Consider the following 21667-nt stretch of genomic DNA (forward strand, 5'->3'; position numbering starts at 1 on the left):
TGATGATGCAACGTACTCCCGTCGCTCTCTGTCTTGCTCTCGGGCTCAGCGCGAGCGCCCTGGCGCAGCAATCGGAAGGCGATGCCAGCAATTTACCCGGCAACGTTGACCCCGAAACGGTTGCGACGAGCTCTGTCTACGATGAACGTGACCCCTGGCAATCGTTCAACCGCAGCATATTCGCATTCAATGAGGTGGTAGACAGCAACGTGGCGCGGCCGGTGGCGCGCGGCTATAACCGGGTTACGCCTGAGCCGGTGAACAATGGCATCAGCAATTTTTTCAGTAATATCGGTGAGCCGGCCAACGTTGTTAACAGCCTTCTCCAGGGTAAAGGCGAAGCAGCACTGATCAGTACCGGCAGGTTCATCTTCAACACTACTTTTGGACTGCTGGGACTGGTGGATGTTGCCAGCTATATGGAGCTGCCGGAACAGGATGAGGACTTCGGACAGACGTTTGGTGTCTGGGGTGCGGATACAGGTCCCTTCCTCATGCTGCCATTTATGGGACCGTCGACGGTTCGTGATACGGCGGGGCGGAGTGTGGATTATGCCGTTCCGGATCTTATGGAGAATGTGGAATCACCGGAGCGCTATTTCCTTTACGCGCTTTATGGCGTGGATCTCAGAGCGTCATTGTTGAGCTATGAGGATCAGATCACGGGTGATCGCTACACGTTCATACGCAATGCCTACCTGCAACGGCGTGAGTATCAGGTCAATGACGGGCGCGTAGAGAATGATCCTTTTGCTGAAGACGATGAGGATCTCATGCTTGAGGATTTCTGATCGGGGCTATACTCAGGTCATGGTCGATCCACGCAGTGGTTACCGGAGTCCGTATGAGCCGAAATATCTCGCATTACCGCAAACTGATCGAGCAGGCGCGCACCTACGAACAGTGGAAGGCGGCGGCGCTTGAGCTGGACTACCTGGAAGGCAATGTGGAGTGGAAGGAAGCGTTTGCTTCTGATCTCTACAACTACAACCTGATCCATGACCGTCTGCGTGAGCTGCGCCATTACCACCAGACCGGTGACCACGCCCGTCTCAAGCGGGCAATCCGCGAGGGGCTCCATCATGACCTCGGCAATATCTCCAACCCTGCCCTCTACCACAATAGTTACGTTGGCACCAAACATCTGATTGAGGAGTACGTTAACCAGGTCTGCGACTCCATCAATCTGCTGTGCGACACGACCATTCCGGAGCTTCCGGAAAGCGAGAAGCTCGGGTTCTTCAAAGACACGCTGCTGAGTTATGGCCGACCGGCCCTGTTGCTGAGTGGCGGAGCTACTCTCGGCCTGTTTCATCTGGGCGTTATCCGCACGCTCTGGGAGCGGGATCTGCTGCCACAGGTGATCTCCGGCTCCAGCGCTGGCGCGGTGATGGCCGCCATGGTGGGCACCACGCCGGATGACGAGCTGGATCAGCTTCTGGAGCCAGAGCGCCACAACCTCAAGGCCTGGCGCTGGAAAGGGGTGATCAACGGGCTTCGGGGTGCCGGTTTCATGGATCAGGCCGTGCTGGAGCAGTGCCTGAGGGAGAATATCGGCGAATTCACGTTCGAGGAGGCGTTTCAGCACACAGGGCGTTCCACCAACATCAGCGTTTCCTCGGATCAGGGGCAGCATGCGGCGCGACTGCTGAGTGGTTACACATCGCCCTACATGCTGGTCTGGAGCGCCGCACTGGCTTCATCGGCGGTGCCCGGTGTATTCCCGCCGGTGCAGCTGCAGAAAAAGGACCACCAGGGGGCGACTGTGCCCTACATGCCCCGCTTGCGGTTTGTGGATGGCTCCGTGGTGAGTGATCTGCCGCGGGAGCGGCTCATGCACCTGTACGACGTCAACTTCACGCTGGTCAGTCAGACCAACCCCCATGTAGTGCCTTTTCTGCGGCGCCATCATGGGCGCACGCGGGAGAGTCTGGCGGGCTTGCCGCTGTCGATGCTGCGCGCTGAAATGCAGTTTCATGGCAAGGGGTTGTTCGACGTTCTCAGGCAACGCATGCGGCCGGAGCTGGCGCGCCAGGTCTGTGGCCAGATCTATACCATTATGGCGCAGCAGTACCAGGGGGATGTGACCCTGGCGCCACGCTACAGAATGCGCCATTTCCGGCAGATGATGTCCAATCCGTCGCCGGAGTTCGTGCGCGAAATGATGCTTGAAGGCGAGCGTGCAACCTGGCCGCTGATCTCCCAGATCCGGACGCACGCCAAGATATCGCGCACGCTTGAAAGCTGTATCCGCCGCCTGCGTCAGCATAACCGCAAAGGAGCCGAGCTGCACGTGATCGCAAGCTGAGCCTGTACGCTCCCGGTGGCGCCCGCTATCATGGGCGCCCCCATCCCCACCTGTGGACAGGAGCGCATGCTCAACGAGGACACCAAGGCTGAGATCCAGGCGGCGTATCGCGCCGTGCTTGCCGGCAAGGATCTGCGCGCCCGCTACGGTCAGCGGCTGATGATCGCGGAGATTGCCCGCTACCTCGGTGAGATCACGGAACACGATGGTCAGCGGACATCCGCCCATAAAGCCTGCGTCCTGGAGGCCGGCACCGGCACCGGCAAGACCCTGGCCTATCTACTGGCTGCCATCCCTGTAGCGAGGCAACTGGGCAAGCAGCTGGTGGTGTCCACCGCCACAGTCGCGCTTCAGGACCAGATTGTGAACAAAGATCTGCCGGACCTGAAAGCCCACTCGGGGCTGGATGTGAGTTGGTCTCTGGCGAAGGGGCGGGGCCGCTACCTGTGCCTGTCCAAGGTCGAGCAGCGGCTTCATGGTGAAGGCAATCAGGACAGTGACACCATTCCGCTGTTCATGCTCCAGGACGAGCCAGGGGAGCCGGCGGAGACCCGCGCATTCCATGAGAAGCTGTTCTCCAGCTACGCCGCGCGCGAATGGGATGGTGATCGAGACCACTGGCCGGATCATATTCCCGACGAAATCTGGCAGGGGGTGACCACGGATCACCGCCAGTGTACCAACCGGCGCTGCAGCTACTTCGACAGCTGCCCCTTTTTTGCTGCTCGTGCGGAACTGGAACACGCTGACGTGATCGTGGCCAACCATGATCTGGTGCTCGCGGATCTGGCGCTGGGGGGCGGCGCCATACTGCCTAAGCCGGAAGACACCATCTATGTCATGGACGAGGCCCATCATCTGCCGGACAAGGCTCTGAATCACTTTGCTGCCTCGTTGGGCCTGGAAGGTACCCGGCAGTGGCTGCGCAGTCTGAGCCAGGCCCTGGCGCAGCTGCTGCCGCACCTGCCCGCTGATTCTGAGGCTGCGCGCACCGTGCAGAAACTGACTGATCTGGGGCGGGAAGTGGACCCGATGCTGTCCGAGCTCCACCAGTGGCTGGAAGATAATATCCCCTGGGAAGGTGATGGTGATGCGAGCGCCAGCCAGTACCGTTTCCCCGGCGCGCGCTTGCCTGAGGCGCTGACGGAGCAAGTGACAGCGCTCCAGCTGCATCAGGTGCAGCTGACGCGGCGGCTGGATCAACTCGCTGATTTTCTGGAAGAAGGCATGGATGAACGCAGGGAAGGCGATATTGATCGGGAAACCGCTGAGGCCTGGTACCCTGTTGTTGGTCAGTTTCATGCCCGAGCTGAAGACCAGTTGCGCTTGTGGCAGGCCTGGGCTGAGGCCGTTCCAGAGGCTGAAGAAGGCGAAGACAACACCCGCACCCCAGCGCCGGCGCGATGGCTCAACCGCCGGGGTGGCGACAATGGGGATATCACCCTCTACAGCAGTCCCGTACTGGCGAACAATGTCCTTTTCAGCCGTCTCTGGAGCCGTTGTTTCGGAGCCATCCTGACATCTGCCACTTTGACGGCACTGGGCCGCTTTGATCGGCTCAGCATGCGCGCCGGTCTGCCGCCGGACAGCCGCTGTCTCGTGATTCCGTCTAATTTCCGTTATCAGGAAAACGCGACCGTGGAGGTGCCCGCCTCAAGCATGGAGCCAGGGGACCCGGCCAGTTATGCGGAACGGCTCGTGGATCGTCTTCCGGGCGTACTGGAGGGGGACACAGCCTCCTTGGTGCTATTTACTGCGCGCAGGGACATGCAGCGAGTGCGGGATATGCTGCCGGAAGCCTGGCGGGACTGTGTGATCACCCAGGATGATCATACGCGGGCGGAAGTTCTGGAGCGTCACCGCCAACGGGTGGATAACGCAGAGACCTCGATTCTGTTCGGGGTGGCCAGTTTCGCTGAGGGTATTGATCTGCCGGGAAGCTACCTGGAACACGTGGTGGTGACACGCCTGCCCTTCTCGGTGCCGGATGATCCCATTGAGGCCAGCCTGGCCGAGTGGATCGAGGAAAGAGGCGGCAACCCCTTTATGGAAATCAGTGTACCGGATGCCTCAATACGGCTCGTTCAGGCTGCAGGGCGCCTGTTGCGCAGTGAGTCCGATACCGGGCGGGTGACCATCATGGACCGCCGCATTGTCTCCCGGCGTTACGGCAGCATGCTGCTTGACGCACTGCCGCCGTTCCGCCGTGTGATTGCCGCCTGAGCGGACCTCAGTCCGCCCGCTTTGCTGGGTGAGGTTCTTGGCTGATGAGCCCCTGTTGCCGTGCCATGGCGTAGGCTGCTTTGGGCCCACTCCATAGTGATGGCAGCAGGATCAGCGATACCGGAATGGCTGTGATCACGATGAACTGCTGCAGCGCACTGATCTGGCCCTCACCCATGTAGAGCAGGATGGCCGCCATCATGGCCATGGCAACGCCCCAGAATACACGCACGGCGCGGTTCGGCTCGTCATGCCCTGTCCCGACTACCGAGATGGCGTAACTCATGGAATCGCCGGTGGTCGCCACAAAGATGGTGGTGAGCAGTAGTATGGCCAGCGCCATCAGCATGCCGCCGGGCAGTGCCTGAGCAACCGTCAGCGTGGCGACATCGAACTGGAAGTTCTGAAGCGGCTCGGCGAGGTCAATGACGCTCTGCATCTGGTAGAAAATGCCGGAGCCGCCCAGCAGCGTGAACCAGACCGTAGTGGCAACCGGTGCCATAACCGCGACCGCGAGGATCATCTGGCGAATGGTGCGGCCACGCGAGATACGTGCCACAAATATCGCCATCAGCGGCCCATAGCCGATGAACCAGGCAAAGAAGAACACCGTCCACCACTTCATCCACCATGCCGGTGCCGTCTCCGATGTCATGGTTGCCATGCGGAAGAACGAGGAGATGTATTCACCGAAGCCCTGGGTATAGGCGTTGATGAGGAAGAGGGTGGGACCGAAGATAAAAATGACCGCCGCGATGGCGAGTGCCAGCATCACATTGAAGCGGCTCAGGAACTGGATGCCACGGTGAATACCGGTTACCGCCGAGGTCACGTAGATCGCTCCTAGGGTGATTACGATCATCAGCTGCGTGGAGTAGCGGTCCTGAATGCCGAACAGCACCTCAAACCCGTAGCTTACCTGGGTTGCGAGAAAGCCGATGGGCCCTACGGTGCCGGCCACAACCGCAACCACACAGCAGGCATCCACAATGCTGCCCAGCCAGCCGCTCATGATGCGCTGGCCGAACACCGGGTAGAGCAGTGTGCGGGGGCGCAGTGGGTGACCAAGGTCGTAGTGATTGTGCGCCAGAATGATGGCGGTCAGTGATCCCAGAATGGCCCAGGCCAGAAAGCCCCAGTGCATGAATGACTGGGCGAGAGCGCCGGCGACGGCTTCGGCGGTGCCGGCCTCGGTTTCAAATGCCGGTGGCGTGACCACGAAGTGATACACGGGTTCACCAGCGGCAAAGAACACACCCCCGCCGGCGAGCAGTGTGCACATGATCATGGATAGCCACCGGAAGGTACTGATCTCCGGTGTGGTGCGGTTACCCACAAACGCACCGGCCGCGGGAGAGACGGCGACACCCAGCGCGATGAAGAAGGTCGCCAGAAGCAGCAGCTGGAAATAGGAGCCCAGCGCCGCGGCAGTGGCAGTAAAGCCGGCACCAATGCTTTCCGACACCATGTTGATGTCGTAGAGCGACAGCAGGATGAAAACAATGATGAACCCGGCACTGAGTCCGAGCACCACCGGATCACCAAGGGGGCGATTCTCAGTTTCAGCCCCGGGGGTCGGTTCGGATGGAGTCATGAGAGCCTCGTGGCGAGTGAGTTAAGCGCGGGATGATGACAGCTGATTTCAGGAAATCAATGGGTGTTTTGACAGGCGGACAGAAAAAAGCCACCAACGGTTGCCGCGGGTGGCTGAGAGAAGAGCTCAATTGAGGAGAAATCCGAAAGGCCTGAAATCGAATTCCTGTTGCCTCTTGTTACGGTGCCCAATTTAGGGCGGACGGGGGCGTAGAGGGATCGTCCAAAGGGCGTAAAAAGCGACCTGAAAGGGCGCATGGATCCCAAAATGTGATACGCGTCACATTTTAACCCAAAAACTAGTCGACCAGCCCCAGCTCACGTGCTCTTGCCAGCGCTCCGGTGCGGCTGCTCGCCCCGAGTTTCCCGTAAAGGTTGCGGATATGGGCCTTGACCGTGGTCTGAGCTACCGACATCCGCTGCGCGATCTCCTTGTTGGCGTGACCGGAGTGGATCAGTGCCAGGACCTCGATTTCGCGCTGGCTCAGAGGTTCCACCAGTTCTGAGGGGCCGGTACCGGAGGTTGCTGGCGCGGCAGGTGCCTGAGCGGCTTGCGTTATCAGTAGCGGATCAAGCTCGCGCCGGAATGCCAGCGGCAGTCCGTGATGGTTCATGCGCTGATACAAAGCCGCGAGCGCCGGTCCTTCCTCCACGAACAGGCGCAGGAAGCGTTCCCGTGAGGCGAGCTCCAGAGCACGGTGCAACATCACCCCTGCCTGCTCGGCGCGCTCCAGACGCTCCAGGCAGACCGCGTAGACCGCAAGCAGCTCAATCAGATGCTTAATGTGGCGACCTTTCTCGGTCGACAATCTCAGTGGCGCAAGAATGTTGATGGCCTCTTCCGCCTCACCCCCAGAGAGCAGCAGCCGCGCCAGGCCAATACGAGCCTGTTCCCGGTTGATGGGGTTGCGGTAGTTGTGATTGTCGAGTCGTTCCCGCCAGGTCTTAGCGCCTTTGATGTCGCCCAGTGCCAAGTGGCAGCGTACATGCAGCGCCTCCAGGCATGGCGGTTCGAAAAGGATGGCGTCGCGTTTCTGGTCCTGGACACGCTCGGCATCCTCAAGGTATTCCATAGCGGCCTGGTACTGCCCGCGGGAAAAGGCCAGATGGGCGCGGGTGTACTGGATCACCACATGCTGACCGGGCTCGCTGCCGGAGTCCAGATGGGGCAGCAGAGGGTTCATGTGCGCATCCGCCAGTGTCAGGTCATTCTTCTCCCGGTGGATCTGGACCATGGCGCTGTTCTGCCAGCAGGACACCAGCCGGGGTTGCTGCGGGTCGGTGTGATAGGAGTTTACCCATTCGCGCACGCTGGTACCTACCTCCAGCGCGCGATCCATCTCGCCCTGGTAGAACAGAATCCAGGCAAGGAGGCCACCGCTTGAAAGGGTGGTGGCGTGTTTCTTTTCGCGGCGGCCATGATCAACAGCGGATTCCAGGGCGTGGGTAGCGCTTGCCAGATCGCCGTTGGCATAGCAGTCCAATCCAATGCCGTAATAGGTCACCGATTTGAGTGGGATATTGGTGTGGTCAATATCCTTCAGAACCTGCTGGGTCAGGTGCCGGGCACTGGAGTGATCGCTGCGGGTGCGGGCCATGTAGGAGCGGATGAGCGCGATCTCATTGTGAAGTGCCAGAGCCACATCGGCGTTGTCGTCCGAGTTGGCCACACGGATATCCAGCGTGTCTTCCAGCTGTTCCAGCAACGGCTCGATGTTGTTGAGCCGGTTGAGGAAGAACAGCGCCCAGATCTCCAGCATCATCAGCCGCGGATTGGCGGTTGTGCGTTCCTGGGGCAGGTACTGCAGCCATTTGTGGACCAGTTCGTGAAAGCCGGTATGGATCAGGTTATTGCCGTATTGCTCCAGTACCTGCTCCAGCCAGTTCCAGTCTTCCAGCTGGAGGATCTGAACGATGGCCTCCTGCAGCAAGTCCTGATCCAGAAGCCAGCGGATTGCGCGCGCCTGCAGGTCGCGGTAGGCCTCCGGCTCGGTTTGGTGCAGGCGCTGGGCCAGCGCTTCCCGGAAAAGGTCGTGATAGCGGAACCAATGGTCACGGGTATCCAGGGGAATGATGAAAAGGTTGGCGTGGACCAGCTGCTCAAGAATGGCCTGGCTGTCGTCTCGCTCCAGGATGCTGTTGCACAGCTCGCCACTGAGGCGCCGGCAGACGCTGGTGCGCAGGAGAAAATCCTGAACTTGCGGTGTCTGCTGATCCAGAATTTCGGTCAGTATATAGTCACTGATCTGGCGGCTTTGATCGCCTTCACTGAGTACCACCTGGGCAAGACCACTATTAGCGTTCATGCTCTTGCCGGAAAGAGCCGTCAGCTGCATTGCGGCTGCCCAGCCCTCAGTCCGTTGCCAGATCGAACGTACCTTCTGTTCATCCAGCGCAAGCCCCATATAGTCATTGAAGAAGGCGCTGCATTCTGTTTCCGAGAAGGCCAGGTCGCTGGCATGGAGGCCTTCCATCCACCCTTTGACCCGCCATCGGGCGAGCGGAAGGGATGGTTCGGTGCGTGACAGCAGGACCAGATGCAGCGCCGGAGGCGCATGATCCACCAGAAAGGTTATCTGACGCTGGATGTCCGGGTCCCGGATCAGGTGATAGTCATCCAGAATCAGTGTGGCGTGCGGGATGGACTGTTCAATCAGGCTGTTGATGACGGCCGTAAGGGCACCCTCGATGTGCTCCTCGCCCGGAGTGTCCAGATAGCGATGGATGGCGTCCTGATGCCCCATGAACGCATTTTCCAGCGCGCCAACGGTATAGGACCAGAAACGGCGCGGTTCGTCGTCCTGTTCATCAAGCGATAGCCAGCCCACCGTCTGGTCGTGATCCGCACACCACTGGTTCACCAGCGTGGTCTTGCCATACCCGGCAGGTGCCGTGATGGTCGTGATGCGCCGTGCCGCATCGGGTTGCAACCGTTCAAGGAGACGGGGGCGGGCAATGGCGCGGGGATCCGCAGCCGGGCGCATGAATTTAGTTGCCAGTAACATCTTCCAGTCCCTGATCCCGTTCCTGTGCTCGGTTTCGCATTGTCGGGCCTGGCGGTTGCATGTTCAAGGTACGTTATGAGCCGGATTGCTGCACAGGGCTGGGACAGGATGCGGAAAAAATGGAATAATAGGCTATATTCTTATAGCCACATAAAAGCCCCGGAGTCTCCAGGCATGAAGCTGCAGCAACTGCGTTACATCTGGGAAGTAGCCCACCATGATCTGAACGTGTCCGCCACTGCGGCCGAGCTGTTCACCTCGCAGCCGGGGATCTCCAAGCAGATCCGCATGCTGGAGGATGAACTCGGAGTGGAGATCTTTGCGCGCTCGGGCAAGCATCTCACGCGTATCACACCGGCCGGCGAGAGTATTATCCGCGAGGCCGGTGAGATCCTGCGCCGGTCCGATGGCATCAAGCGCATTGCCCAGGAGTTCAGCAACCAGAAGAAGGGCGAGCTGCGAATCGCCACCACCCATACCCAGGCACGCTACGCACTGCCTGAGTTGATCCGGGCGTTCATGGCGGAATACCCGGAAGTGACGCTGCACATGAATCAGGGCACGCCCTGGCAGATCTCCGAGATGGCGGCTAACGGGGTGGTGGATTTTGCGATCTGCACTGAGGCTCTGGACCAGTTCCATGATCTGATCATGATGCCGGGCTATCGCTGGAACCGCTGTGTCGTGGTGCCGAAAGACCATCCATTGGCACAGCTGACAACTCTGACACTGGAAGAGCTCGCCAAGTACCCGCTGGTGACTTACGTGCAGGGGTTCACCGGGCGCTCACGGCTGGACAATGCGTTCGAGAGCCAGGGTTTGACGCCCCGGGTCGTGTTTACAGCCTCGGACGCGGACGTCATCAAGACCTATGTGCGCCTCGGCCTGGGCGTCGGCATTGTGGCGCATATGGCCCATGATCCGGCGGTCGACACCGACCTGGTGGCGCTGGATGCCCAGCACCTGTTCGAAGCCAGCATCACCCGCATCGCGTTCCGTAAAGGAACCTTCCTGCGCGCCTACATGGTCGATTTCATCCAGCGGTTCGCGCCGCACCTCAGTCGTGACCTCATTGAGGCGGCGGCGCAGCGCACTTCCCAGATGGAGCTGGATGAACTCTTCAAAGATGTGATGCTGCCTACCTACTGAGGAGGTGGCTTACTCAGCGCTGGAGCTGGTGATCATGTTGCTGGCGTGCAGGCCACATTCCTTCTGGGTCGCTTCCTCCCACCACCAGCGCCCCTCGCGCTCATGCTGGCCGGGCAATACAGGGCGCGTGCAGGGTTCGCAGCCGATGCTGACGAAGCCGCGGTCATGCAGTTCGTTGTAGGGCACTTCCATGGTCCGGATATAATCCCAAACATCCTTCGATGACCAGTTGGCCAAGGGGTTGAACTTGATCAGTGGGCCGTTGCGCCCCTCGAAAGTGGCGTCCTGCTGGACCACGGGGACGTCATTGCGGGTATCGGGGCTCTGGTCCCGGCGCTGACCGGTAATCCACGCATCGAGCCCTGAAAGCTTGCGCCGCAGCGGTTCCACCTTGCGGATGCCGCAGCATTCCTCGTGCCCATCCTGATAGAAACTGAATAACCCCTTGCGATTGACCAGATCCTGTACGGCCTGGGTATCAGGGAAAAGGAATTCGAGGTTCAGATTGTATTCCTGCCGGACATGATCCACGAACCGGTAGGTTTCGGGATGGAGACGACCGGTGTCCAGAGTGAACACGCTGAAGGGTTTTTTAAGACTGTGCGCCATCGCGATCAGTGCCACATCTTCAGCGCCGCTGAACGAAATGGCGATGTGCTCAAACTGCTCCAGTGCGGTTTTAATGATTTTCCGGGGCGAGGCCTCCGCGAGTTCGCTGTTCAGCGTCTCAATATCCATGAATGGCATTCCGTCTTTGGCGGTTTATTCATAACCGCCAAGTCTAACATCCGTAAGGCGTTATTACCCGTGCATTAAGTCCAGGCTTTATTTATGATAAGCACCTATAACGATACGACTTGTAATGCTGGTCTGGGTACTGGTGTAAAGGAGGGGACGTGGAGCTGGCCTGTCTTGATCTCGAAGGGGTGCTGATCCCCGAAATCTGGATTGCGTTTGCCGAAAAGACCGGCATACCGGAACTGAAAGCCACCACCCGGGATGTGCCGGATTACGATCAGCTGATGCAGCAGCGTTTGAAACTGCTGGAGCGCCACGGTTATGGGCTGCCGGAAATCCGTGAGGTGATCAGCGAACAGCAACCGCTTCCCGGTGCGCCGCAATTCCTGGACTGGCTGCGCCGCCATTTCCAGCTGGTGATTCTCTCGGACACCTTCTATGAGTTCGCTATGCCCCTGATGGCAAAGCTCGGCTACCCAACGCTGCTGTGCCACCATTTGACTGTGGGCGAGGACGGCACCATCGAGGACTACCACCTGCGCCAGCCAGACCCCAAGCGCCAGGCTGTGCGCGCTTTCCAGCAGCTCAATATGCGCTGCATCGCCACCGGGGACTCCTACAACGACACCAACATGCTGGCCCAGGCTGAAGCCGGGATTCTGTTTCATGCGCCGGACAACGTCATCCGCGAATTCCCGCAGTTTCCGGCCGTGCATGACTACGAAAGCCTCAAACAGGCGTTTCTCAACGCCAGCACCGCCCAGCACGAATAACGGCGCCTGCACGCATCTACGACGCAGGCGCCTGCAGGCGCTCGAGCACATCCATCAAGAGCTGGATTTTGGTGATCGACTCCTGATACTCAGCCTCGGGCTGGGAATCCGCCACAATCCCGCCACCTCCGAAGCAGGTAATCTCCCCGTCCCGGCATTCCAGCGTGCGGATGGCAATAGTGCTGTCAAAGCCGTTCCCCGGGCTCCAGTGGAAAAAGCTCCCGCAGTAGACGCCACGGGGCTGCTCTTCCAGTTCGCGGATGATTTCCATGGCGCGGCGCTTGGGTGCGCCGGTGATGGAGCCACCGGGGAAGGCGCTCAGAAGCAGATCCAACGGCGACAGCCCGTGCGCCAGCTCACCGGTAATACAGGACACCAGATGGTGCACATTGGCGAAGGTTTCCAGCGCAAAGAGTGGGGCAGCGCGTATCGAGCCGGTCCGGCAGCACCGGCCCAGATCATTGCGTAGAAGATCCACGATCATCAGGTTTTCGGCCCTGTCCTTGGGGCTCGCCAGCAGCGCCTGCGCCAGCTGGCGGTCCTCACTCGGCGTATCACCGCGTCGGCGCGTGCCCTTGATCGGGCGGGTCTCCACAAGGCCTTCCCTGACCCTGAGAAAGCGTTCCGGCGACAGACTCAGGATGCAATTGGCGCCCGTGTCAAAGTAGACGGAACAGGGGCCTGGATTGGCACTATAGAGCGCCTGGAAGGCATGGATGGGATGGCCCTGGTAGTGCGCACTGAATGGCTGGGCGTAGTTGACCTGGTAGACATCTCCGGCGTGAATGTAGTCCAGGATCCGCTGGATCCGCTCCAGGTAGAGCGCTCGTGACTGCAGGGGTCTGAACCGGGCGGTGAGATGAAAAGCGGCCGGTTGCGCCGCCTGATCAGGACGCTGGGCAAGCGCCTCCAGGTGCGCGTGGATATAGCGCTTACGCGCTAGGGGGCAGTCGGGATGGATGCGCAGCTCCAGAGTCCCCGCTTCTGGGCGGTACAGGATCAGCCAGTCGTACTCATTGACCTGGACGAGGGGCATTGATGATGGCGCGCGGTCCGCCAGCTCCATTTCCCCGTCGCCATAGGCCACAAATCCAAGCTTGAGCGGCAGCCAGCCCTCGCCACTACCGGGCGCCTGGCGGGCATGGTCGCTGAGGTTGGTGCTGTGGTCGGCACACCGGTAACGGGTCTCACGAAATCGCGGCAGAGCGGTCAGTATCCGCACGGGTGCCGGGTCCCGTGTAGCACCGGGCACATCAAACACGCAGAAACCGGGCTCCTGCGAAAGCGCCCGGGTCAGGGTTGACCAGCTGATCTGTAGCAGTGGTTGACTCGATTCCATGATGATTCCGGTGAAAAGCGTCACAGTTTAACCTTTCAGTAGCTTCTATGTGAGCCCGTGAGCCCCGTGCCAGCGCTGCTTTGAGGCACAATCATGGCCTGAATAGTAAGGCCAACGCCTGGAGGTTACACCATGCTTCGAACCCTGATTTGCACTGTGATGATTCTCATGCTGCTGCCTGCAGCCGGATCGGCGCAGGAAGCGGGTAAAAGTCTTGAACAGCAGAACTCAAAGGAGATGGCCTTTGGGCAGCTCTCTGAGAAACAGCAGAAGCTGGTTGTCGGGATGCTCAAAAAGCTCTTCAAGGAGGGCAAGGTCAAGGCGGAAGACAGCATCCGCGATAATGGCAGCTTTGTGCCTTACGCCTACGTTGCTAACCATCAGGGTAAAGGGCAGTTCCTGCACATTGACCCGGAACAGGAAATGCGGGCCGAAGTGGCGGCGCATGCGGTTCAGAAGACCATTGTGACCAACGCCCTTCGCGGCGATCTGGCGGCAAGTGGTCTTTTCATGACGTCAAAGATGCCACAGGGCATTAAGGAAAAGACGAAACAGGAGCTGGCAGAATCAATCAAGGGTGACAGAAGCATCGAGGATGTGCGCTTCCTTATGGTGGAGCTGCAGCACTTGGGTGGGCTTGGTCTGCTCATGTCGGTTCCCTATTGGGAAAACGATGAGGACAAGTGGGTGTTCGGAAAACCCATTTCCCAGCAGATCAATGCGGAGCTGCAGGCAACGGTCCAAAATATGATGCGGAAAGCGGCGCAAAAGCAGAAAAACAGTGGCTGACTCGCCTGTTCCTGGCCCAAAGCAGTTTGCCCTGTTTTCAGTAACGCAAATGGCCACCTGCGGGTGGCCGTTTTAGGTAAGAAGCTGACCGAATGTTAATAGAGTCACAAATCACCTCTCCCCATTGTCTCAGCTTCTCACCTGTGAACCTGGTCACTCTATGATCCGATTGTCTGACCTAGAATCAAAATTACCGGTCGGAGCCGGCCGGTAATAACAACAAAGCAAGCAATCAAAAAAATCTCGAAGGAGAACAATTATGAAAGGCCTGAATAAAGTAGCACTCGCAACCGCCGTTGCCGCAGCACCGTTCGCCGCTCAGGCAGAGCTTTCCGCCATGTCCGACCAGGCCATGGGGAACACCACTGGCCAGGCTGGCGTGACCATTGAGTTGGATACCCAGGTGAGCATGGACCAGATCCAGTACGATCAGGGCGCTGATACAGGCTCTGTTCTGATGAACAATCTGGACATTGCTGGTGTTGGCGGTCCGGGGTTTGATGATGGCCTCGACGTAACCGTGGACGTTGATCTGGCGAAAGACGGTGAAAGCCTGAGTGACTACAACCAGAAAATTGCTGCGCCTGGTGTCGGCACTGGCAATGATCTGGACCTGAACGATGGCGATGCCCTCATCTCCGTGGGCAACCTCAAGGGTGATGGCGCCGTCGACATGAACGTCAATATCGGTGATGGCGACGCGACTGGCGAACTGGGCGACGCGTCCAATGACGGCAACGCCATGCAGCTTGCCGACTCCGATGGTGATGCCCAGGCAACGCTGATCTCCGACATTGACATGAACTTGTTCCTGTCGCAGCTCGACATTGTTGCCCGTACTGACAACAAGGTTGGCGGCGACGCGGATTCCGGCTCTCTCGAGATTGAGACAGCCTTCGCCATTGACAACCTGGATGCGCAGTTCGACGTAGCGTCCGTGAATATCCAGGGCATGCGCATGGCAGGCGCTGACTCGCTGGGTGCGCTGAAATCCACAGGTGCCGGCTCCACAGCCGATCCCACGGCAATCAACCACGCGGTTGTGAGCATGGATATCGGCCAGGGCGATGCGGTTGGCATCAGCGGCGAGGCGCTCAACATCAACCTGGATAACTTCACGGCTGACATCTGGATGCCTGAGATCAACGTTGGTTCTGGTGATGGCACCACAGCCAGCATCGGCCGGGTTGGTATCGACAACCTGAACATCTCGCAGACAGAGATTGCAGTTTACGGCCGCGAATAAAGCCTCGGCCTAGTCTGGAAAGCCACCCTTCGGGGTGGCTTTTTTTATGCCTGAGTGTCCGTTTTGGGAAACCTTCCGCATCAGTGGAGGCGGTCGGGACGTTATGGTAAGGGGAGAAGCCGGGACTGCGACCGGAACAGCTCCCTGTTGTTGATCTGCTGATAAGGCTGTAGTGGGGGAACCAATGGCAGGCAAGAAAAAGCAAACAAAACGTATCAGAAAGCGGGGATCAGGGGGTGCCAGAGGAATGCCCGGCCATCGGGTTCCCGAGAACGAGGTTCCGCAGCTGGAACAGGCGAAGGCGAACCTGAAAGCAGCTGAAGGAGCAGAGGCCATTGCGACCGCGGCCCAACAGCTGCTGCGTATTGATCCGGCGGCCCCGGAAGGCTGGCATTCATTGGCCCAGGTGCAATCAAGCAGCAACAAAAGCGAAGACGCGCTGCTCAGTTACTCAAGGGCGCTGCGGATTGACCCGGACAACGAGACCCTTTTGGGGCGTTACATTGATCAGGCGCTGAAGGCGCAAGCCCATCTTGATGCCCTGAGCGCGGCGCGCCACTGGGCAAGTCTTGACAAGGAGCGCTCGGTGACCGCCATGAGGCTTCTGTCAGGCCTCTACGGCATTCTGGGTAAAGAAGCATTGAGCTGCCACTGGGCCCTGAATGCAGCGTATCAGGAGCCTACGGACAGCACAGAAGCCACCGATGAACAACACCTACGGGTACTGGTTCTGGGAACGCTGAACAACGTGCCCTACCAGTACGATCCCTCATCCCGTCAGCTCAGCGTCAGTGAGGGCCACAACAACCTCATGCACATGACGGACCGGGGCGCGATCGCGCTCTATTCGCTGACGGTGGACGTTATTGACGACCAGCCAGAGGTTCTTTCCCGTATTCCGCATGTGGACGTGATCTACAACAGCATTACGGACGTGGGGCGGTGCCACGAAGGCCTCAGGAAGGCGGAGAAAGTATGCGCCAAGTTTAACGCGCCCGTCATCAATGCGCCCTCCGAGGTGCTGCGCACCACACGCGCGGAAAACGCGGAACGTCTCGGGCAGAATGAATGCCTGCTCATGCCACGCAGTATCTCTCTGGGCCGGGTCCAGGGCGATATCAGTGGCGAGGTTCAGCGTGCCGTTAGGGATAATGGGCTCAAGGCACCGATCATAGTCCGGCCCTCGGGCTTCCAGAATGGCAAGCACATGTACCGGATCGATGATCCCGGATCCACCCCGGTACGGATCACCAGTGAAGCGGAGGTCTATGTCCTCCAGTATCACGATGTCACCTTCACCGATTCACGTGCCGAGGGCCACCGTTTCCATCCCAAATACCGTGCTTTCATGGTTGATGGCAAGCTCTATCCCGCCCATCTGCGGGTGGGCCATGATGGGGATTGGAACGTGCATTGGGAGGAAACCCGCAAGGCCTTCCGTAAATTCCCCTGGCTCTATGATATGGAGCAGGATTACATCGAGGATCCGGTGTCCCATTTTGAGGCTGGCATCTGGGAAGACCTTGAAGCAGCGCTAAAGACGCTGGATTTGGATTATTTCGGGGTCGATTTCGCCGTCTGCACGGAAGCTGGAAATCACGGCAGGATCGTGGTTTTCGAGGCCAATGCCAGCATGCGCAGCTTTCTGCGCCAGACCTACCAGAACACGCCCGAGAACGAGGCGGCCCGCGAGATCATCCTTGCGGCGCACCGGATGTTCTGTGCCCGGGGCGGTGTGCCGGAGTGGGATTTCAATCCACCGAAAGGGCTCGAGGGGCCGGCCCAGAAGCATGGTCTTGAACTCGATCCGGCGGTGCCCGTGGCCCGGCATGTGCTTTTCAGTGGCGACCTTCAGGGGCACGGCTTCCGGGAGTGGCTCCGGCATGAACTGCACACGCATAACCTGAAGGGATGGCTGCGGAACCTGTCCGACGGCCGTGTAGAGGCGGTCCTGGCTGGCAGTGACAAGGCGTTGGCGCACCTTCTGTCCGACCCCAACGGGCCGGAAGAAGCCTCCATCGACCAGGTGGCGGTCGCGGACTGGACCGGAACAATGCCGCGACGAATCCGTGTCCTGGAAGCCGCTAGTGAGCCTGCCGGCACAACCGCCGTGATGGCGGAAGCCTGAGGGAGTGCTGGTGCGGGGCAGTCATGGCGAATCTTGATCCGGACGATTTTGGAGCTCTGACACGCTTCTTCCACGAGGCGCTGGAGGCGGGGCTGAACCATTACAAGGGGCTGGAGCAGGCGCCGGTATGGCAGCCCGCTCCGGAAGCGGCATGGCGTGCGTTTGCTGGCCCCGCGCCCCGGGAGGGGCAGCCTGTTGACCAGCTCCTGGACCATTTCAGGGATTACCTGGTTCCGTATACCAACGGCAACCTCCACCCGGGCTTTTTTGGCTGGGTCCACGGTGGCGGTAATCTCTATGGCGCGTTGGGTGAACTCTGCGCGGCGCTGCTGAATAACAACCTGGGTGGCAGGAACCACATTGCACACGCGGTTGAAGGGCAGGTGGTTCAGTGGAGTCGTGACCTTTTTGATTTTCCTTCTGGGAGTTCCGGCCTGCTGGTCAGTGGTACCTCCATGGCTTCGGTTATTGCGCTTGCCGTTGCACGGCAATGGGCGCTGGGCGAAGAGGTGAAGCGCCAGGGTGTTCAGGGTAAAGGGCCGGTTCTGGTTGGTTACTGTTCAACCCAGACGCATGGCGCCCTGGTCAAGGCTTTTCAGCTCCTGGGCCTGGGCAGTGATGCCTTACGGCGCATTCCCGTGCGTGACGATCACTCGCTGGACACTGGGGCCTTGCAGGCTTGCATTGAGCAGGATCGTCGGGCCGGCCTGAAACCCTTTGCCGTTGTGGGTACGGTCTGTACCGTGAATACCGGCGCCATCGACGATTTGCAGGGCATCGCTGACATCTGCGAGCAGGAACAGCTCTGGTTCCATGTGGACGCTGCATTTGGTGCCGCCCTGGCGTTGCTGGAGGAATACGCGGGAGAGCTGGCAGGGGCCAGTCGCGCGGACTCAGTGGGTTTTGATTTCCACAAATGGTTTCAGGTCCCCTACGCTGTTGGCGGGGTCCTGGTCCGTGATGCGGACACGCACCGGCGTACTTTTTCGGAGCCGGTCGAGTACCTTGAGACCCAGCCATTGGGCCTGGAGGCCGGAGCCCCTTGGCCCTGCGATCTGGGGCCGGAACTGTCACGCGGGTTTCTGGCGCTGAAAGTCTGGTTCACGTTCCAGGGGGCAGGGCTGGATACCATGGCGGCCAGTGTCCGGAAGCATTGCCATTTGGCGCGTCAGCTGCAGGATACTGTCATGGCCGCAGCGGATATGGAGACCCTGGCACCGGTCAGCAGCAATATTGTTTGCCTGCGTTATCGGCCGGTCCGCGGTGGCAATGGGGCCGAGGATTCGGAGCACTACCTGAATGCCCTTAACAGGGCCATCGTGACGCAAGTGCAACTCCAGGGGGTATCCGCGCCCTCCACCACCACGCTCGATGGCGCTCTTGCAATACGCGTGGCCATCGTGAACCACCGAACCGAGTGGGAACACCTTGAGCAACTTGTCCGTCATACTCGCCGTATTGGCGAATGCCTGGATGCGTATTACCCCTCACTCCTGAATCCGACGCACTGGCATTTCATGCAGGGGGGCGACGGGCGTCTCGTTGTTGATCCCGTCACCGGACTCAATCGATACGGCTGCTCGCCCGCTCCCCGGGAGCATGCGTTCACCTTCGCCTCATCCACGGCATCCTCTGTTTCGCCTCAGGCCTATGAGGCGGCGGACCATTATCGTCAGCAGTTATTGCATGATGTGGTAGCTGGCGAGGCGGGCCGTGTGGTCCCCGATTATTTCCGTGGCCTTGAACAGGATCTGGGCCGGATTCTGGGTCTGGCCGATCTGGATCCAGGGGTTGTTCTGCTGCCCTCCGGGACCGATGCCCAGCTGCTGTCAGTGGGTGTAACAGCTACTGGATCGGCTGGCTCCTGGGTGAGCGTTGTCTGCGGCGCCGATGAAACGGGGTCTGGAACGCCGGAGTCGGTGACCGGGCGGCATTTTGACGACACTACCTGCCTCGGCGTACCAGTCAGCCGTGGTGAGCGGCTGGCTGGCATGGCTCCCATCGGTTACAGGGCGGTTGAGGTCCATGATGACAGCGGCCGCCCCCGTACCCCGGCAGAGATGGATGCCGCAACGCAGGCGCGTGTTGAGGCGCTGGTGAGCGATGGCCACTCTGTCATTCTGCATGCCATGGAGCAGTCCAAGCTCGGCAGGTGGTGTCCGTCACGGGAGGTGATGGAGCGGCTCCGGCAGAGCTGTGGTGATCGGCTCCAGATTGTGATTGATGCTTGTCAGCTGCGGACGGATCGGGATGATCTGCGGTGTCACCTCGAAAAAGGGGATATTCTGCTGTTGACCGGCTCCAAGTTTTTTACAGGGCCGCCATTCAGCGGTGCCGTAGTTTTCCCCGCCCAGCTCTGTGCCCAGCTGCCACGGGCGCCCAGCTTGCCAGTGGGATTTGCCGACTATCTGCCCTCGGATGCGCTTGGCAGCTGGCAGAGCCTGGTTCCGGGCGCCAATCCGGTCGTACAGACAGGCGTGCTACTGCGGTGGCGCGCGGCGCTGGCGGAGATGGAACGCTACTACGCGGTTCCAGAATCGCTCCGGATCGACGGGCTCAACCGGTTCAGCAACCAGGTTGTAAGGCTTCTGCGCGACCATCCGTTGGTGGAGCCGCTCTTCGAACCTGACAGCCCTTGGTGGGCCCGTAGCGACTTCAGTGGGGAAGAGCTTTCCAACCGGCGTACCATCTTTCCCTTCCTGGTTCGGGGGTCAGTCAACGGTGACTGGCTTGACCCGGGGGAGACCCGAAAATTGTATGAACTGCTGAACCAGGAGCTGGATACGGATACGCTGGAACCGTTGAGTCGGGAGAGGCAGAAGATCGCTGGCCAATGTTGTCACATTGGGCAACCGGTGCCTCTTAAAGGCTCGGACACGGCGGCTCTGCGAATCAGTATTGGGGCACGGGTTCTGTCCTGTGGGTATCACTCCGGCCAGGGGCTGGAAGCCCACCTGGAGGACGAGCTGGAACAGGTCGACATCATCCTGCGTAAGATCCGCCTCTGCATTGAACACTGTCTTACATGAGAGCGCGCTGGCGTGGGCAGTGAGCAACCATCAGCCTTCCCAAACCTCTGTGAGTCAATCCTCATTTCTGAAAAACAATGACGGTGGGTTAATATGGAGGTTATTTATAAAGTCTTTTATATCAGTTACCTATAAATGATATTGACTGAAATGGCCATTATTCCCGTCAGGTAAGCCATTCGTTCATTTTGCTAAACAGTCCATTTTTTAACCTCACATGGTCATTACCATGTTGCACATGGCGCTAACTACAAAAAGAAAAATGGGCGCCTGATTTGAGCGCAGCATGTGCTGCCCAATAACAAAGAAGTATGAGGAGTACCCCTATGAAGGGCCTGAATAAAATAACACTCGCTGCGGCCATTGCCGCCGCTCCCCTTGCTACCCAAGCGATGGAACCTATGTCCGATGAAGCCATGGGTAATACCACCGGTCAGGCAGGTGTCACTGTTGAGCTGGATACGCAGATTGCTATTGACCAGGTGTCTTACAGCCAGGGCGAAAATACCGGCTCGTTCCTGGTTAATGACATCGATATTGGCGGTGGTGCATTCGGTAATTCACTGGATATCGCGATCAACGTTGATCTGGTTGAGGATGGCCAGACCCCGGACGATGTGAAATCCGGAGTGACCCCACGAGCCATCCAGCGTAATCCGCTCAATGATGGTGATGCGCTTATCTCACTGAAAAACATTGAAAATGATGGCAGCGTTCCGGTTGATGCGGGCATTACCATCGGCAGTATGGGGCTTGAAAGCAAAGACGGGACAGAATCAGCAACACTGATCTCGGACCTGAACACTGAGATCTTCCTCTCCCAGCTGGACATCATCGCCAGGACTCAGGATCTGAATGGCGATACGGGCACCACTGGTTCGTTGGGCGTGGATGTGGCCTTCGGTATTGATAATCTGGATGTCAAATTTGATGTCGCAGCTGTGAGCCTGAGGGGCTTCCGCATGGCGGGTAAAAACGCGCTCCAAGATCTCAAGAAGGATGGCGATCTTGATGATCCCAACGATAACGGGAATAAGGGAACTGGTAGCGTCGCTGCCCAGCCGGCTCTGGTCAGCATGGATATTGGGGTAGGTGGCGCGGTTAATTCCGATGTGGATGAAGCCCTGCGGGTCGAACTGGACACCTTCCAGGCCGATATATGGATGCCTGAAATCGGCATCGGCAATGCTGACAGCAATACGGGCGAATACGCGAGCATTGGCTCTGTCGGCATCAGTAATCTCAAGCTTACTGATACGACCATGGCAATTTACGGACGTGAATAACTCTTGGAAGGCGTCTCAGCAGTAACAGCACGGCCGCCCTTGTTGGCGGCCTTGCTGTTTG

At 59.1% G+C, this 21667-nt stretch carries 14 protein-coding genes; 10 read left to right on the forward strand and 4 right to left on the reverse strand.

Features of this window, described 5'->3' with window-relative positions; translation table 11 throughout:
• The first annotated feature begins 2 nt into the window (after positions 1-2).
• The 3 genes from AAF659_RS04000 to dinG are packed head-to-tail and all read left to right on the forward strand — an operon-like array spanning position 3 to position 4531.
• A complete protein-coding gene (locus AAF659_RS04000) occupies positions 3-791 on the forward strand; it encodes an MlaA family lipoprotein (RefSeq protein ID WP_349750396.1) in 789 nt (262 codons plus the stop codon).
• Between the two features lie 53 nt (positions 792-844).
• Complete coding sequence (locus tag AAF659_RS04005) at positions 845-2308, forward strand: DUF3336 domain-containing protein (RefSeq protein ID WP_349750397.1); 1464 nt, start codon at positions 845-847, stop codon at positions 2306-2308.
• A 30-nt stretch (positions 2309-2338) separates the two neighbouring features.
• A complete protein-coding gene (gene dinG / locus AAF659_RS04010; RefSeq protein ID WP_349750398.1) occupies positions 2339-4531 on the forward strand; it encodes an ATP-dependent DNA helicase DinG in 2193 nt (730 codons plus the stop codon).
• Between the two features lie 7 nt (positions 4532-4538).
• Here dinG and AAF659_RS04015 read toward each other — a convergent pair whose 3' ends face one another.
• A complete protein-coding gene (locus tag AAF659_RS04015) occupies positions 4539-6125 on the reverse strand; it encodes a BCCT family transporter (protein ID WP_349750399.1) in 1587 nt (528 codons plus the stop codon).
• 298 nt (positions 6126-6423) lie between these two features.
• Positions 6424-9129: a winged helix-turn-helix domain-containing protein gene (locus AAF659_RS04020; protein ID WP_349750400.1), complete on the reverse strand. Its 2706-nt coding sequence runs from the start codon at positions 9127-9129 to the stop codon at positions 6424-6426.
• 174 nt (positions 9130-9303) lie between these two features.
• Here AAF659_RS04020 and cysB point away from each other — a divergent pair, with 174 nt between their 5' ends.
• Positions 9304-10278 (forward strand): HTH-type transcriptional regulator CysB, encoded by a 975-nt coding sequence (gene cysB, locus AAF659_RS04025; protein WP_349750401.1) that lies wholly within the window; start codon positions 9304-9306, stop codon positions 10276-10278.
• 9 nt (positions 10279-10287) lie between these two features.
• On the opposite strand, the gene AAF659_RS04030 is transcribed toward cysB, so the two are convergent.
• Positions 10288-11016, reverse strand: a complete 729-nt coding sequence (locus AAF659_RS04030) for a phosphoadenylyl-sulfate reductase (RefSeq protein ID WP_502949187.1) — start codon at positions 11014-11016, stop codon at positions 10288-10290.
• Between the two features lie 158 nt (positions 11017-11174).
• Between AAF659_RS04030 and thrH the strand changes: the two genes are divergently transcribed.
• The gene (gene thrH / locus AAF659_RS04035) at positions 11175-11789 is read left to right on the forward strand and encodes a bifunctional phosphoserine phosphatase/homoserine phosphotransferase ThrH (RefSeq protein ID WP_349750403.1); all 615 of its coding nucleotides are present in this window, start codon (positions 11175-11177) and stop codon (positions 11787-11789) included.
• A gap of 16 nt (positions 11790-11805) precedes the next feature.
• On the opposite strand, the gene pabB is transcribed toward thrH, so the two are convergent.
• Entirely contained in the window at positions 11806-13128 is a 1323-nt protein-coding gene (pabB, locus tag AAF659_RS04040; protein ID WP_349750404.1) for an aminodeoxychorismate synthase component I, read from the reverse strand.
• Between the two features lie 132 nt (positions 13129-13260).
• Here pabB and AAF659_RS04045 point away from each other — a divergent pair, with 132 nt between their 5' ends.
• The 5 genes from AAF659_RS04045 to AAF659_RS04065 all read left to right on the forward strand — a co-directional run bounded on the left by AAF659_RS04045 (position 13261) and on the right by AAF659_RS04065 (position 21606).
• Positions 13261-13917 (forward strand): hypothetical protein, encoded by a 657-nt coding sequence (locus AAF659_RS04045; RefSeq protein WP_349750405.1) that lies wholly within the window; start codon positions 13261-13263, stop codon positions 13915-13917.
• 259 nt (positions 13918-14176) lie between these two features.
• Entirely contained in the window at positions 14177-15163 is a 987-nt protein-coding gene (locus tag AAF659_RS04050) for a DUF6160 family protein (RefSeq protein ID WP_349750406.1), read from the forward strand.
• A 247-nt stretch (positions 15164-15410) separates the two neighbouring features.
• On the forward strand, positions 15411-17291 hold the full coding sequence (locus AAF659_RS04055) for an acylphosphatase (protein WP_349750407.1): 1881 nt from the start codon (positions 15411-15413) through the stop codon (positions 17289-17291).
• A 23-nt stretch (positions 17292-17314) separates the two neighbouring features.
• Complete coding sequence (locus AAF659_RS04060; protein WP_349750408.1) at positions 17315-20320, forward strand: pyridoxal phosphate-dependent decarboxylase family protein; 3006 nt, start codon at positions 17315-17317, stop codon at positions 20318-20320.
• Positions 20321-20646: 326 nt separating this feature from the next.
• Entirely contained in the window at positions 20647-21606 is a 960-nt protein-coding gene (locus tag AAF659_RS04065; RefSeq protein ID WP_349750409.1) for a DUF6160 family protein, read from the forward strand.
• The last annotated feature ends 61 nt before the right edge of the window (positions 21607-21667 follow it).

The sequence above is a fragment of the Salicola sp. Rm-C-2C1-2 genome (assembly GCF_040196175.1).
GTDB lineage: Bacteria > Pseudomonadota > Gammaproteobacteria > Pseudomonadales > Oleiphilaceae > Halospina.

Bases quoted from the DNA above. Each gene is read 5' to 3' on its own strand.
- AAF659_RS04000 (WP_349750396.1), top strand. From the start codon at position 3: ATGATGCAACGTACTCCCGTCGCTCTCTGTCTTGCTCTCGGGCTCAGC.
- pabB (WP_349750404.1), bottom strand. From the start codon at position 13,128: ATGGAATCGAGTCAACCACTGCTACAGATCAGCTGGTCAACCCTGACC.
- AAF659_RS04015 (WP_349750399.1), bottom strand. From the start codon at position 6,125: ATGACTCCATCCGAACCGACCCCCGGGGCTGAAACTGAGAATCGCCCC.
- AAF659_RS04065 (WP_349750409.1), top strand. From the start codon at position 20,647: ATGAAGGGCCTGAATAAAATAACACTCGCTGCGGCCATTGCCGCCGCT.
- AAF659_RS04045 (WP_349750405.1), top strand. From the start codon at position 13,261: ATGCTTCGAACCCTGATTTGCACTGTGATGATTCTCATGCTGCTGCCT.
- dinG (WP_349750398.1), top strand. From the start codon at position 2,339: ATGGGCGCCCCCATCCCCACCTGTGGACAGGAGCGCATGCTCAACGAG.
- AAF659_RS04030 (WP_502949187.1), bottom strand. From the start codon at position 11,016: ATGGATATTGAGACGCTGAACAGCGAACTCGCGGAGGCCTCGCCCCGG.
- AAF659_RS04020 (WP_349750400.1), bottom strand. From the start codon at position 9,129: ATGTTACTGGCAACTAAATTCATGCGCCCGGCTGCGGATCCCCGCGCC.
- AAF659_RS04060 (WP_349750408.1), top strand. From the start codon at position 17,315: ATGGCGAATCTTGATCCGGACGATTTTGGAGCTCTGACACGCTTCTTC.
- AAF659_RS04050 (WP_349750406.1), top strand. From the start codon at position 14,177: ATGAAAGGCCTGAATAAAGTAGCACTCGCAACCGCCGTTGCCGCAGCA.
- AAF659_RS04055 (WP_349750407.1), top strand. From the start codon at position 15,411: ATGCCCGGCCATCGGGTTCCCGAGAACGAGGTTCCGCAGCTGGAACAG.
- cysB (WP_349750401.1), top strand. From the start codon at position 9,304: ATGAAGCTGCAGCAACTGCGTTACATCTGGGAAGTAGCCCACCATGAT.
- AAF659_RS04005 (WP_349750397.1), top strand. From the start codon at position 845: ATGAGCCGAAATATCTCGCATTACCGCAAACTGATCGAGCAGGCGCGC.